Source organism: Nonomuraea rhodomycinica, assembly GCF_013363995.1.
GTDB lineage: Bacteria > Actinomycetota > Actinomycetes > Streptosporangiales > Streptosporangiaceae > Nonomuraea > Nonomuraea rhodomycinica.
Window position 1 is genome coordinate 75,157 of sequence record NZ_JABWGO010000019.1, and the last position, 13,462, is coordinate 88,618.

At 72.2% G+C, this 13,462-nt stretch carries 10 protein-coding genes and 1 pseudogene; 9 read left to right on the forward strand and 2 right to left on the reverse strand.

Annotated features, from left to right (window positions below):
- Positions 1–5: 5 nt before the first annotated feature.
- The 6 genes and pseudogenes from HT134_RS48250 to HT134_RS42685 all read left to right on the forward strand — a co-directional run.
- A pseudogene (locus tag HT134_RS48250) lies at positions 6–62 on the forward strand (hypothetical protein); the annotation flags it as partial.
- A gap of 94 nt (positions 63–156) precedes the next feature.
- Positions 157–501, forward strand: coding sequence for a glycoside hydrolase family 95-like protein (locus HT134_RS42665; RefSeq protein WP_175606207.1), 345 nt, complete (start codon positions 157–159; stop codon positions 499–501).
- 45 nt (positions 502–546) lie between these two features.
- Positions 547–1,269, forward strand: coding sequence for a leucine efflux protein LeuE (leuE, locus tag HT134_RS42670; protein ID WP_175606208.1), 723 nt, complete (start codon positions 547–549; stop codon positions 1,267–1,269).
- A gap of 258 nt (positions 1,270–1,527) precedes the next feature.
- Positions 1,528–3,357, forward strand: coding sequence for a M14 family metallopeptidase (locus HT134_RS42675; RefSeq protein WP_312888871.1), 1,830 nt, complete (start codon positions 1,528–1,530; stop codon positions 3,355–3,357).
- Positions 3,358–3,748: 391 nt separating this feature from the next.
- Entirely contained in the window at positions 3,749–5,209 is a 1,461-nt protein-coding gene (locus HT134_RS42680) for a carbohydrate-binding protein (protein WP_175606210.1), read from the forward strand.
- 85 nt (positions 5,210–5,294) lie between these two features.
- Positions 5,295–6,944, forward strand: a complete 1,650-nt coding sequence (locus tag HT134_RS42685) for a carbohydrate binding domain-containing protein (RefSeq protein ID WP_175606211.1) — start codon at positions 5,295–5,297, stop codon at positions 6,942–6,944.
- A gap of 27 nt (positions 6,945–6,971) precedes the next feature.
- Here HT134_RS42685 and HT134_RS42690 read toward each other — a convergent pair whose 3' ends face one another.
- Positions 6,972–8,591, reverse strand: a complete 1,620-nt coding sequence (locus HT134_RS42690) for a nitrate reductase subunit alpha (RefSeq protein ID WP_175606212.1) — start codon at positions 8,589–8,591, stop codon at positions 6,972–6,974.
- A 115-nt stretch (positions 8,592–8,706) separates the two neighbouring features.
- On the opposite strand from HT134_RS42690, the gene HT134_RS42695 reads away from it, so the two are divergent.
- Genes HT134_RS42695 through HT134_RS42705 form a run of 3 tightly spaced genes read left to right on the forward strand, consistent with a single transcriptional unit; the run spans position 8,707 to position 11,841 of the window.
- Positions 8,707–10,095 (forward strand): putative hexosyltransferase, encoded by a 1,389-nt coding sequence (locus HT134_RS42695; protein WP_246366528.1) that lies wholly within the window; start codon positions 8,707–8,709, stop codon positions 10,093–10,095.
- A 53-nt stretch (positions 10,096–10,148) separates the two neighbouring features.
- Complete coding sequence (locus HT134_RS42700) at positions 10,149–11,006, forward strand: hypothetical protein (protein WP_246366529.1); 858 nt, start codon at positions 10,149–10,151, stop codon at positions 11,004–11,006.
- Positions 11,007–11,055: 49 nt separating this feature from the next.
- Positions 11,056–11,841, forward strand: coding sequence for a helix-turn-helix transcriptional regulator (locus tag HT134_RS42705; protein ID WP_175606213.1), 786 nt, complete (start codon positions 11,056–11,058; stop codon positions 11,839–11,841).
- Between the two features lie 88 nt (positions 11,842–11,929).
- Here the strand turns inward: HT134_RS42705 and HT134_RS42710 are convergent, their stop codons facing one another.
- Positions 11,930–13,093 (reverse strand): AI-2E family transporter, encoded by a 1,164-nt coding sequence (locus HT134_RS42710; protein WP_312888873.1) that lies wholly within the window; start codon positions 13,091–13,093, stop codon positions 11,930–11,932.
- Between the last annotated feature and the right edge of the window lie 369 nt (positions 13,094–13,462).

A 13,462-nucleotide genomic window follows, 5' to 3' on the forward strand; every position in this document is an offset into this window, starting at 1 on the left:
ATGACTTGACCCTCTGGTACGACGAGCCCGCCACCGACTGGGAGAACCAGGCGCTGCCCGTCGGCAACGGCCCCCTCGGGGCCAAGATCTTCGGCGGCGCGCGGCTGCTGGACGGCGACCACGCCCACAGGGTGCTCGGCGAGCGGCGTCGCGGAGATGCTGGTGCAGAGCCGGGACGACGTCGTCCACGTGCTGCCCGCGCTGCCGGGCGCGTGGAAGGACGGCTCGGTGTCGGGTCTGCGCGCCCGCGGCGACGTCACCGTGGGCGCCACCTGGAAGGACGGCGCCCCCGGCACGATCACCGTGCGGCCGGGGAGGACCGGCCCGATCAAGGTCAGGTCGTCCGTCGTCGCCGGTCGCCACCGCCTGCACGACGATCGGGGCCACGGGGTCGGCCCGCACCGCGACGGCGACGTCCTGAGCTGGGAGGCCCGCGCCGGGGTCACGTACACGATCCGGAACGAGGCCGCCGTCCCTCCCCGCACCGCGACGACCCGCTGAACACGCGATACCGTGATATGTCACCACCTCCCAGGAGCAAGCGGCATGTTCTTCGGCATCACCGACATCTGGACGTACATCGTCGGCGCGTTCTTCATCATCCTGCTGCCCGGCCCCAACTCCCTGTACGTGCTCAGCCTCGCGGCGCAGCGGGGCGTCCGGCAGGGCTACCGGGCGGCGGCCGGCGTGTTCGTCGGTGACACGGTGCTCATGGCGCTCGCGGCGGCCGGCGCGGCGTCCCTGCTGCGCTCGAACCCGGTGCTGTTCGCGGTGGTGAAGTACGCGGGGGCGGGTTACCTGGCGTGGATCGGCTTCCAGATGCTCCGGGGCGCCTGGCGGGCGTGGCGCTCCTCGACGGCCTCCGCAGGTGCGGCTGAGAGCACCGCCGCGGACACGACCTCCGGCGCCGCCGGCGCCTCGCCGGGCGCCGCCGACGCCGCGTCGCCCGAGCCCGTGGACCGCCGCGGCCGCCCCTTCCGCAAGGCCCTGACGATCAGCCTCCTGAACCCCAAGGCGATCCTCTTCTTCGTCTCGTTCTTCATCCAGTTCGTGGACCCGTCCTACGGGACGCCCGCGCTGTCGTTCCTCATCCTGGGGGCGATCATCCAGGTCTTCAGCCTGCTGTACCTGACGTCCCTGATCTTCGGCGGCAGCTTCCTGGCCGCCCAGTTCCGCTCCCGCCGCCGCCTCAGCGCGGGCCTCACCTCGGGAGTCGGCGCCCTCTTCCTGGGCTTCGGCGCCAAGCTGGCGACCACGTCGCTGGGGTGAGGCGTCAGCCGAAGAGCGAGGAGTCCTCCCCGAAGATCCGATGGGTGCGTGACCGGATCCGGACGCCCGACGACTTCCGAATGGCCAAGTTCTGGGAAACAACCCCAGCTCAGCGCCCGCCTGCCTGACATACTCGCACCGCTTCGGCAGGCGCGCGGCCCGCGAGGGGCAAATTGGGTCTTTCCCATGCAAGGGATCGTCTTCACTCTCAGTTCAGGCGCGTGTCAACACCCATTCCGCGCACCCGAGGAGGACGACGTGCGACGTCGTTTAGTCATCCTGCTGACCGTCCTGGGGCTGCTCTGCCTGAGCGGCGTCACCGGGGCGGGGGCCTCCGCCGAGCCGCCGCCCAACCGGCAGTACCGCGTGCAGGGCCCGTCCGACGCCCGGCAGCGCAGCGCCGTCGCGGCCACCGGCGCCGCGATCGAGGAGGTGGCGAAGGAGTCGGTCCTCGTCACGGCCACGGAGGCCGAGGTGGCCGCGATCAGGCGCCTGGGCTACCGGGTGACGGAGCTGCCCCGCCCCGCGTCCCGGTCCGACGCCAGGGCGTTCGACTTCCCGCCGTCGGACTCCGGCTACCACACCTACGCCGAGATGACCGCTGACGTGAACGCGCTGGTCGCCGCCCATCCGGCGATCGCCAGCACGTTCACGTACGGCACCTCGTACGAGGGCAGGCAGCTCATCGGCGTCAAGATCAGCGACAACGTGGGCACGGACGAGGCGGAGCCCGAGGTGCTCTTCACCGCCCACCAGCACGCCCGCGAGCACCTCACGGTCGAGATGGCGCTGTACATCATGCACCTGCTGGCCGACAACTACGGCAGCGACAGCCGGATCACGAACCTGGTGAACAGCCGGGAGATCTGGATCATGCCGGACCTCAACCCGGACGGCGGCGAGTACGACATCGCGACCGGCTCCTACCGTTCGTGGCGCAAAAACCGGCAGCCCAACAGCGGCTCGTCGGCCGTCGGCACCGACATCAACCGCAACTGGGGCTACAACTGGGGGTGCTGCGGCGGCTCGTCCGGCACGACCTCCAGCGAGACCTACCGCGGCTCGGCCGCCGAGTCGGCGCCCGAGGTGAAGGCGACGGCCAACTGGGTGCGCAGCCGGGTCGTCGGCGGCGTCCAGCAGATCAAGGCGCACATCGACTGGCACACCTACAGCGAGCTCGTGCTGTGGCCGTACGGCTTCACCTACAACGACACCGCGCCCGGCCTGACCCAGGACGACCGCGACGCCCACGCGGTGCTCGGCCAGAACATGGCCGCCACCAACGGCTACACGCCGGAGCAGTCCAGCGACCTCTACATCACCGACGGCACGATCGACGACTGGATGTGGGGCGTCTACAAGATCTTCAGCTGGACCTTCGAGATGTACCCCACGGGCTCCAACCCGGGCTTCTACCCGCCCGACGAGCAGATCGTCCCGCAGACCACCCGCAACCGCGAGGCCGTGCTGCGCTTCCTGGAGTACTCCGACTGCGTGTACCGGATCATCGGCAAGGAGAGCCAGTACTGCGGCACGGGCAACCCGCCGGAGACCGTGTACTCCGACACGTTCGAGTCGGCCACCGGCTGGACCGTCAACCCGTCGGGCACCGACACGGCCACGCTCGGGCAGTGGGAGCGCGGCGACCCCGAGGACACCACCTCCTCCGGCGCCAAGCAGCTCGGCACCACCGTCAGCGGCTCCAACGACCTGGTGACGGGCCGGCTCGCGGGCGCCTCCGCCGGTGAGCACGACGTCGACGGCGGCGTCACCTCGATCCAGTCGCCGCCGATCACGCTGCCCTCGGGCGGCACGCTGAGCCTGTCGCTGTCGTGGTACCTCGCGCACGGCTCCAACAGCTCCAGCGCCGACTACTTCCGCGTACGGGTCGTGGGCGGCAGCACCGCGACCGTCCTGCAGCAGGCGGGCGCGGCGGCCAACCGCAACGGCTCGTGGAGCACGGCGACCGCGGATCTGACGGCGTTCGCGGGCCAGACGGTCCGCATCCTCGTCGACGCGGCGGACGCCTCGGGCGCCTCGCTGGTCGAGGCGGGCGTGGACGACGTCCGCATCACCCGCCGGGCCTGATCCGGCGTCGCTCCCGGAGAAGGGCGCCGCGGCCGGTCCGGCCGCGGCGCCCTTTCACGTGCGGGCGAAGGGGCGCGCGTCACCGCCGGTTTGGGTCTTGTAAGGACCGGGTGTCAAGGCTACGATCGCCACAACTCTTAGGAAACTTTCCTAAAAGTAATCATGAATCGGGCAGCCATGACCCGCTCGCCGCCCCACGCCGTCCCGCCCTGACCACAGCCGGCCGCAACCCCGTCCCGCCTCTCCCAGAGGCCCGCGCCATCCGCGCGGGCCGCGCCGTACGGCTCGCGCTCTCACCCCCCGGCGCGAGCCGTACGGCACCCGAACGGCGCAGGCACCGGGCGCCCCACCGCACCCCCAACCCGTGAAGCCGCACTTTTCAGGGAATGTCATGAGATTCCGTCGCATGTTCCTCGCCTTGCTCGCCGCCCTCGCCCTGGTCGGCGCCGGCGCGGCCACCGTCCCCGCCTCCGCCACCACCGCGTCGGCCGAGGCCGCCGCCGTCCCGGCCTCGGCCGCCTCCGCATCCGCCGCGGCCAAGGCCCTCGCCGCCGCGTGGCAGCCCGGCGTCTGGTACGCCGTCGGCACCCGCGTCACCTACAACGGCGCCGACTACGAGTGCATCCAGGCCCACACCTCGCAGACCGGCTGGGAGCCCCCGAACGTGCCGGCCCTGTGGAAGCCCGTCACCGGCGGCGGCGACCCCGGCGCGCCCGGAGCCCCGGGCTCCCCGAGCGTGACCGCCACCACCAGCAGCTCCATCTCCCTGTCGTGGACCGCCGCGTCCGGCACCGTCACCGGCTACCGCGTCTACGAGGGCTCCGCCAACCGGGCCACGGTCTCCGGCACCTCGGCCACGATCGGCTCGCTGGGCACCTGCACCACGCACACCTACACGATCCGCGCCTACAACGCGGCCGGCGAGTCGGCCGGCGCCTCGGTGACCGGCACCACCAGCGGCTGCACGGGCGGCGGCGGCTCCAAGATGCCCGGCGCCCCCTACCTCTACATGGGCTGGGGCAACCCGCCCGCCCCCGCCTCGGTCATGAGCGCGACCGGCGTCAAGTCGTTCACCATGGCGTTCATCCTGTCGAGCGGCGGCTGCACCCCCGCCTGGGACGGGCAGCGCCCGCTGACCGGCGGCACGGACGCGCAGGCCATCTCGGCGATCAAGGCCGCGGGCGGCAGCGTCCAGATCTCCTTCGGCGGCTGGCAGGGCAACAAGCTCGGCCCGAACTGCTCCACCCCGCAGGCGTTCGCCGGAGCGGTGCAGCAGGTCATCAACGCCGTGGGCCCCGCCGTCGTCGACTTCGACATCGAGAACACCGACGAGTTCGAGAACTACACCGTCCAGGACCGCATCCTGAACGGCCTGAAGATCGTCAAGCAGAACAACCCGAACGTCAAGGTCGTCGTCACCTTCGGCACCACCAAGACCGGCCCCAACGCCCACGGCGTCCGGCTGATCAACCAGTCGAAGGCCCTCGGCGTGCCGATCGACAACTACACGATCATGCCGTTCGACTTCGGCGGCACCAACATCTACCAGGACACCGTCAACGCCTCCGAGGGCCTGAAGACCGCCCTCAAGAACGCGTTCGGCTGGAGCGACGCCACGGCGTACGCGCACATGGGCATCTCCGGCATGAACGGCCTGTCCGACCAGCAGGAGCTCACCACGCCCGCCACCTGGACCCAGATCCGCGACTGGGCCAGGAGCAAGGGCCTGACCAGGCTCGCCTACTGGGCCGTCAACCGCGACCGCCCCTGCCCCGGCGGCGGCGTCGTGTCGAACTGCAGCGGCATCTCCCAGAGCGACTGGGAGTTCACCCGGATCACCGCCGGCTTCTGACCCGCCCGACGGCCTCCGTGCGAACGCCCCACCGCTCAGGTCCCGCGGTGGGGCGTTCCCACGAGTCCCGTGAAAGGACACCCCCATGAAGCTGCTCCGCACCATCGTGGCGGCGGTCACGCTCGCCGCCGGCCTCACCGCGCTGAACGCCGCCCCGGCCGCCGCCGCGAACCTCCTCGCCAACCCCGGCTTCGAGTCGGACCTGTCCGGCTGGACCTGCTCCGGCACGGCCGCGGCCGTCTCCTCACCCGTCCACGGCGGCGCCCGCGCCCTCCAGGGCACCCCGGGCGGCGGCGACCACGCCCGCTGCGGCCAGAGCGTGTCCGTCCAGCCCGGCACCACCTACCGGCTGTCCGCCTGGGTCCAGGGCGCGTACGTCTTCCTCGGCGCGACCGGCGCGGGTGTGGAGACCAGCACCTGGGGCACGCCCGGCGCGCAGTGGGCGCAGCTGTCCACCTCCTTCACCACCCCGGCCGGCACGACCTCCGTGACCGTGTACGTCAACGGCTGGTACGGCCAGCCCGCGTACCTGGCCGACGACGTCGTCCTCGACGGTCCCGGCGGCGCCCCCGACACCCGTCCGCCCACCGTGCCCACCGGCCTGTCCGTCGGCGGAGCGACCGGCTCCAGCCTCACCCTCACCTGGAACGCCTCCACCGACGACTCCGGGACCGTCGCCCGCTACGACGTCTCCCGCGACGACGGCGCCCCGGCCGCCGTCACCTCCACCACCTACACCGCCACCGGCCTGACCCCCGACACCGGCTACGGCTTCCGCGTGCGCGCCTGCGACGCCGCCGGCAACTGCTCCGCCTACAGCCCCTCGGTGAGCGGCCGCACGACCGGCACCACCCCGCCGCCCACCGGCGCCATCCGGTACGCCCCGTACATCGACATCACCATGACCACGCCGTCCCTGGCCGGCGCGGCCTCGGCCACCGGAGTCAAGAACTACACGCTCGCCTTCGTCCTCGGCTCGAGCACCGGCTGCGACCCCGCCTGGGGCGGCACCCTCCCGCTCGCCGATGCCCGGATCATCGGCGACGTCAAGGCCCTGCAGGCCCAGGGCGGCCAGGTGATCGTGGCCAGCGGCGGCGCCATGGGCCCGTACCTGGAGCACACCTGCGGCACCTCCGCGGCGCTGCTCGCCGCGTACAAGAAGGTGCTCGACACCGTCGGGACCAACCACCTCGACGTGGACGTCGAGGCGTCCATCGACGTCGCCAAGGTCAACACCGCGCTGCGCCAGCTCCAGGCCGAGCGCGGCACGACCGTCAGCTACACCCTGCGCGTCCAGGGCCAGGACTACGGCGTGGACCCGTTCTCGCTGCAGATCCTCCAGGACGCCGCGGCCCGCGGGCTGGAGGTGACCGTCAACCCGATGCTCATGAACTTCGGCTACACCGGGTCCTGGGGCGACGCCATGATCTCGGCCGCCCAGGCCACCCTCGCCCAGATGAGGACCGTGTGGCCGTCCCGGTCCGACGCGCAGATCAGGCGGATGCTCGGCGTCACGCCGATGATCGGCCGCAACGACACCGGCATGACCACCACCCAGGCCGACGCCCGCAAGCTGCGCGACTGGGCCGACGCCAACCACATCGGGTTCGTCGGCTTCTGGTCGGCCGGGCGCGACAACGGCGGCTGCCCCGGCGGCGGCGTCTCGCCGACGTGCAGCGGCATCGCCCAGTCGGCCTACGAGTTCACCGGGATCTTCAAGGGCTTCACCGGCTGAACGGGCTTCACGAGCCGAAAACGGGCTTCACGGGCGGAAGGGGACCAGCGGCATGTACGGCACCAGATGCGTGGGCTTGACCGGCAGACCCGGCCCCGGCGGCCGGTACGTCGGCAGCGCCTCCCCGTACTCGTGCATCCACGCGTGGTCCACCATCAGCCGCATCGGCTCCGGCACGGGCGGATCCTGCGCCCGCGCCGGGGCCGGCTCGACCCGGCCCACCGCGAGCTTGGCCACCGCGTCGGCCACCAGCCCCGCCTCCGGCAACGCCACGTCGCACCCGTCGTCCGGCCCGATCAGCAGGTCCAGGTCGGGCGGCACCGGGCAGATCGGCCGCGGCAGCGCCAGCACCCGGGGCGACGGCGCCATCGGCAGGCCGTCGCGCACCGCCTCGACCAGCACCGAACGTCCCGTGCGCCCGCTCAGCACGCCGTCGGCCAGCGGCCAGCACAGCCTGCCCACGTTCGCGCCGTCCTCGCCGAGGGCGTGCAGGCACAGGTACGGCACCAGCGGCACCTCGTCGCCCGCCCCCTCCTGCGCCCAGCCGCGGCCGCACCCGGTCAGCACGAGCAGCGCCAGCATGGCCCGGTACGCCGTGTCGGCGTGCGAGGTCTCCAGCCGCCCCGGCACGATCACGCACCGGCCCCCGGTCCGCTCCGCCGTCGCGCCCAGCTCGCGCGCCACCTTGACCGCCCGCGCGGCCGGCACCCCGGTCAGCGGCTCCTGCCAGGCCGGCGTGTACGGCTCGGCCCGGTCCTCGTAGCCGGCCGGCCAGCAGCCCGGCAACCCCTCCCTGGGCACGCCGTACACCGCGAGCAGCAGGTCGAACACCGTCGTCACCAGCAGGTCCCCGTACCGCCGCACCGGCACGCCGCGCCGCAGCACGCCCGGCCCGTCGTCGAAGCGCGGCAGCAGCACCTCCACCGACTCGCCGCGCGGCCCGCCGTACAGACTGAGCCGGTCGGCGCGCCGCCCGATCCCGCAGCCCGCCACCCACGCGCCGCCCAGCTCGCGCAGCCGCACCAGGAACGGCAGGTCCGTGTGGTCCAGCGCGTGCTCGGCGAACGCCGGCCGCTCCAGCACGAACTCCTTGAGCAGCACGTGCCCCATCGCCATCGCCAGCGCGCCGTCCGTGCCCGGCCGCACCACCAGCGTCTCGTCCGACAGCCGCGTCGGGTGCGGGCCGATCGCGACGACCTTCTGCCCCTTGTAGCGCCCGGCGATCACCCACGGCGCGCCCGGCGTGCGGATCAGCCGGTTGTGCTCGCCCCACAGCATCACGTACGCCGCGCCCGGCCAGTCGTCCGGCTCGGGACCGCGGAAGCCGGGCCCGAGCATCTGCCACGGCGCCGCCGGCTGCTCGGTCAGCACCGCCCCGCCCAGCGCCGCCACCAGACCCGCCAGCGGCGAGGTCGCCAGCGCCGCCACCCGGTCCGGGCCGTACTCGGCCGCCGTGTGCACGATCGCCGCGGCCGTCAGCTCCGCGGCCGTCCCGTCGTCCAGCGGCACCCGCCGCCCACCGCGGGCCCTGCGGTAAACCTCAGAGTTCGCTGTGAGTTTCGCCCAGGCGGCGACCGGGTCGCGAAGCTCATCTTTCACCTCGAAGTAGAGCCGGACCAGAGCCCGGTTGACCTGCGATCCCCCCATGGAAAGAGTTCAGCACAGAGGGTCACGGTCTATCGCGGTACGACCCGCCATGTCGGGGATAAGAATGGCTTGCCAAGTGGAAGCATCCAGGGGAGTACGGCAGGCTAGACCCGCCATGGAATACGCATTTCTCACAGGGACCGTGCTCGTCGCGGGAGTCGTCTTCGCCATCGTCGCCCAGTGGCGCGACTGGCGTCCGCCCATCGTCGTCGCCGTCGTCGTCGGCGTGGCCGTCCGCGTGCTGCTTCTGTTCACCGCGGCGCACGACTCGTGGCAGCCGGTCGACTTCATGGAGAGCTTCAAGCCCGCCGGCGAGGCCGTGCTCAACGGCCAGGACCCTGTGCTCGCCAGCGAGGGCGGCTGGCACTTCCTGCCGACGATCCCGTACGTCTACGGCATCCTGCTCTGGCTCGGCATCCCCTGGGAGTACGCCGGGCGCCTGGTCACCGTGGTCGCCGACATCGCGCTGATCCCGCTCGTCGCCAAGCTGTCCGGCGGGCCGAAGGCGTCGCTGCGCGCCCTGCAGTACGCGCTCAACCCGCTCGCGCTCCTGGTGGCCTGCATCCATGGCCAGGTCGAGCCGGTGGCGCTGGTCTTCGGCGTGGCCGCGTTCGTGGTGGCCCGCGGGCCGGGCTCGCCCGAGCGGCCCGGCATCAGCACCCAGGTCGTCGCCCGCGTCCGCCGCGGCGTGTCCGCCTACGGCTGGCGCACCGCCGCCTACCGGGTGCTCGGCCCCGGCGGCATGCTGCGCCGGGCCCTGACGGCCGGCCCCACCGACCGCGCCGACCTCAAGCGGGCCGGCCTCGCGGGCCTGCTCATGGGCCTGGCCCTGTGCGCCAAGAGCTGGCCGATCTGGCTGATCCCCGGCATGCTGCTGCTCCTGCCGCACCTGCGCGCCCGCGTGGCGGCGCTGTTCGTGACCGGTCTCGTGCCGCTGTTCTTCCTCGCCACCCTGCCGATCTTCGCGGGCACCTCGCTCCAGCAGATCCCCGAGGTCATCAGGACCATCCAGGACATCCGCCCGATCGTCGGCGAATGGGGCTGGACCCCGTGGCCCACCGGCGGCGACTGGGCGCTGCGGCCCGACCTCGCCAAGTTCGGCACGAACCTCATCTACGCCTGCGTCATCGGCGTGATCTTCCTGTGGCGGCGGGCCGACCCGATCGACATGACCACCGCCATCCTGCTCATCTTCATGGTCGTGACCCCGCGGCTCGGCGCCCAGTACCTGCTGTGGTTCATGCCGTTCCTCGTCGCCCGGCCCACGCGCTTCGCCTGGCCGGCGATCATCGGCGTGTCGGCGTGGGCGGCGTACGGCTACCTGTACATGACGCAGTTCGACGTCGACACCTGGTGGGGGCTGCACTCCGACTGGTCGCGGGCGTCGATCGTGCTGCTGCCGGTGCTGCTCGTCGCCATGCCGTGGAGCCGCCGCGGCCCCGCGGCCGGAGTGACGGCTCACGCCGTGCCCGCGGGCAAGCCCCCCGCCACGTCGGCGGTCTGAGACGTCCGATTCCTACAAGAGCGGGGCGCGCCGCGCCGGGTACGTTCCCCCTCATGGACATGAAGATCCTTGACCGGGCGGCCGCCTACCTGGAGCTCCACGGGCGGCTGCTCGACCGGTTGCGGTTCGAGGCGCTGTTCGCGGGGGGATCGAAGGACCGGGTCCTCGACGTGCTGCGCTGCTACCAGAACGCCGACGGCGGCTTCGGCAACGCGCTCGAACCCGACCTGCGCGGCGCGGGCAGCCAGCCGGAGCCGGTCGAGGTGGCCTTCCGCGTCCTCGACGAGCTGGACGCGTTCGCCGACCCGATGGTGCCGAGGGCCTGCGACTACCTGCTGTCGGTGACGACCGGCGACGGCGGCGTGCCGTTCGTGCTGCCCAGCGTGCGCGGCACCGCCCGCGCGCCCTGGTGGGAGACCGACGACGACCCGCCGGGCAACCTGGTGCCGACCGCCTCGATCGCCGCGCTCCTGCACCGGCACCGCGCCGTCCACCCATGGCTGGAGCGGGCCACCGCGTTCTGCTGGACCCGGATCGCCGCCGTCGAGCGGACCACCCCGTACGAGGCGCGGGCCATCGTCGCCTTCCTTGAGGAGGCGCCGGACCGCGAACGGGCCGAGGCCGAGTTCGCCCGCCTGCGCGAGGCCGTCCTGGACACCGTCGCCCTCGACCCGGACACCCCGGGCGAGGCCCACTTCCCGCTGGACTTCGCCCCGGCGCCGTCCCGGCTTGCGCTGTTCGACGCGGACCTGCTGGAGCGGCACCTGGACGCGCTGGCCGCCGCCCAGTCGCCCGAGGGCGGGTGGAGCGGCAACTGGCTGATGTGGACGCCCGTGGTGGAGCACGAGTGGGGCGGGCACGTGACCGTCGAACGCCTCAAGACCCTGCGCGCGTACGGGCGGCTCGGGTGACCCACCCGCGCCGGGGCGCGTCGTCGGTGGCGTGTCCTAGCGTGGAGGGATGTACGAGGAACGGCCGCCCACGCCGGAGCTCGCCGGGCGCGTCGTGTGCGCGTGGGGCCAGGTCCCCGCGGCCGACGGCACGCAGCTCGTGGTGCCCGACGGCTGCGTCGACCTCATCTGGGGCCCGGCCGGCCTCTTCGTCGCGGGGCCCGACACGGGGCCGATGCCCGCGCCCATGCGCGCCGGCGAGGTGTTCGCCGGCATCCGCTTCGGTCCGGGCGCGACGGGCGAGGTCTTCGGCGTGCCGGTGCACGGGCTGCGCGACCAGCGGGTCCCGCTCGCCGAGCTGAACCCGGCCGCCTGGAGCCCGTTCCTCTCACCGGACACCGGGGCGTCCCTGTCGTCCGTCGCCGCGCCGTCCGACTCGCCGGGCGCGGACCCGTCCGTGGCGCCGGGCGCCGCGCCGTTCGGTCCCCGGCGCCTGCTCGACGAACGCCTGCGGCTCATGAGGCGGGCCGTCGCCGCCCGCATCAGGGAGACCGCCCCCGCCGACCCGGCGGGCCCGGCCCTGGTCGCGGCGCTGCGGTCGGGGCTGAGCGTGCGTGAGGCCGCCTGGGAGCTCGGCTTCAGCGAGCGGCAGCTCCACCGCAGGAGCGTGGCGGGCTTCGGCTACCCGCCCAAGACTCTCCAGCGCGTCGTACGTTTCCAGCGGGCGCTGCGGCTGGCCCGCTCCGGCGTCGCCCTGGCCGAGGTGGCGGCGGCGTCCGGCTACGCGGACCAGGCCCACCTGTCCCACGAGGTGAAGCGGCTGAGCGGCGTACCCCTGAGCCGCCTGCTCACCTGAGCAGACGCTCCCGAGCGGAGGGTTTCCTGAGCGAAGGGTCTCTTGAGCGGAGACCTTCTCGGGCGGAGAGCTTCCCCGGGGGGCGGCGTCAGTGCGGGGGAGTGGGCTTGGACGTGCCGCCCTCCACCGCGCTCCCCCCGCCCGCCGCCCCGGCTGGCGCCTCTGTGGGGCTCTCGATCGGCGGCGGCGTGCCGGGCGGCGCCGCCGCGGGCGGCTCATCGGGTGGCGTACCCGACAGCAGAGCGGCGGCCCAGGTGGCGCGCGGATCACTGTCCACGAGCAGGGCACGCGCGAACAGGCTCAGCGGGATCGCGAGCAGCGCCCCCAACGCCCCCAGCACGAACGTCCACAGGATCAGCGACAGGAAGGTCATGGTGGTCGACAGCCCCACCGCGTCGCCCAGGAACTTCGGCTGGATGAAGGACTCGATCACCACGTTGATCACGCAGTACAGGATGATGACCAGCACCATCTTCTTGACCCCGCCGTCGAGGAGGGCCAGCAGCGCGGGCGGGACGAGGCCGAGGATGAAGCCGATGTTCGGGATGTAGTTCGTGATCAGCGCGAGCACGCCCCAGAGGATCGGCAGCGGCACGCCGAGGATCGCCAGCCCCACCGCGTCCAGCACCGCGACGATCAGCCCGAACACCGTCGAGACGATGAGGTATTGCCGGGTCTTCTGGGCGAACGTGGCCAGCGCGCTGACCAGCATGTGCCGGCTGCTGTGCCCGGCCTCCAGGATCCGCGCCGTCACGGGCCCGTCCAGGCACATCGACAGCAGCAGCACCACGATGAGGAACAGGCCCGACAGCACGCCGACCAGGCTGCCCAGCAGGCTCTGCACCACCCCGACGACCTTCCCGAGGTCGATGCCCTTGATCGCCTCGTTGATCTTGGCGTTGCTGAGGCCGACGGAGGCCGCGAGCCGTTGGGCCTCGTCCAGCAGCTTCTGGAACTGCGGGCCGTACGTGGGGAGCAGGGCGGCGAGCTCCGTGACCGCGAACGTCAGGATCGCCACCATGCCGAGCAGGACGAACAGCACGATCACGAACGGGATGACCACCTGCGTCCAGGGCGGCGCGCCACGCCGGGCGAGCCAGCTGCGCACCGGCGCCACAGCGATGACGAGCACGAGCGCCAGCACCACCGGGCCGATGATGGACGCCACCTCGCGCATGCCGAACAGCGTCACGACGGCGCCGGCCATCCCCAGCAGGACGATGAGCGCTCTAGGAATGGGTTGATCGCTCACCTTCTGTCCTTACCCGTGACGGGACGGAAACACCGACAGGGGATGGGGATTCCGTTGATTTGACGGTTCGCAGAGGGATGCATAGAGTTCACCAGTCCCACGAGGACGGCGTTGATCGTCGGCCTCGCTCAGGGGCCACCTCCTAGCTCATCGCCGAACGGCGGATCACTGTGCCCTGCACTGTGCCTCCGAACAGGTGCTTTGACATCGCTCAGATGTTGGAGTAAGTTAGGAGAGTTGCTCCGGAGACGGGGTGCGGTCGGAATTCCGAAAGCGCCGAATTTGACAGAGAATACGGTCGCTGAAAGAATAAAGACACAACGAACGAAACGAAACGAAAAGCGCCTCTCGCAGGACCGGGGAGAACGC

Bases quoted from the DNA above. Each gene is read 5' to 3' on its own strand.
- HT134_RS42700 (WP_246366529.1), top strand. From the start codon at position 10,149: ATGGACATGAAGATCCTTGACCGGGCGGCCGCCTACCTGGAGCTCCAC.
- HT134_RS42685 (WP_175606211.1), top strand. From the start codon at position 5,295: ATGAAGCTGCTCCGCACCATCGTGGCGGCGGTCACGCTCGCCGCCGGC.
- HT134_RS42705 (WP_175606213.1), top strand. From the start codon at position 11,056: ATGTACGAGGAACGGCCGCCCACGCCGGAGCTCGCCGGGCGCGTCGTG.
- leuE (WP_175606208.1), top strand. From the start codon at position 547: ATGTTCTTCGGCATCACCGACATCTGGACGTACATCGTCGGCGCGTTC.
- HT134_RS42695 (WP_246366528.1), top strand. From the start codon at position 8,707: ATGGAATACGCATTTCTCACAGGGACCGTGCTCGTCGCGGGAGTCGTC.
- HT134_RS42665 (WP_175606207.1), top strand. From the start codon at position 157: ATGCTGGTGCAGAGCCGGGACGACGTCGTCCACGTGCTGCCCGCGCTG.
- HT134_RS42680 (WP_175606210.1), top strand. From the start codon at position 3,749: ATGAGATTCCGTCGCATGTTCCTCGCCTTGCTCGCCGCCCTCGCCCTG.
- HT134_RS42690 (WP_175606212.1), bottom strand. From the start codon at position 8,591: ATGGGGGGATCGCAGGTCAACCGGGCTCTGGTCCGGCTCTACTTCGAG.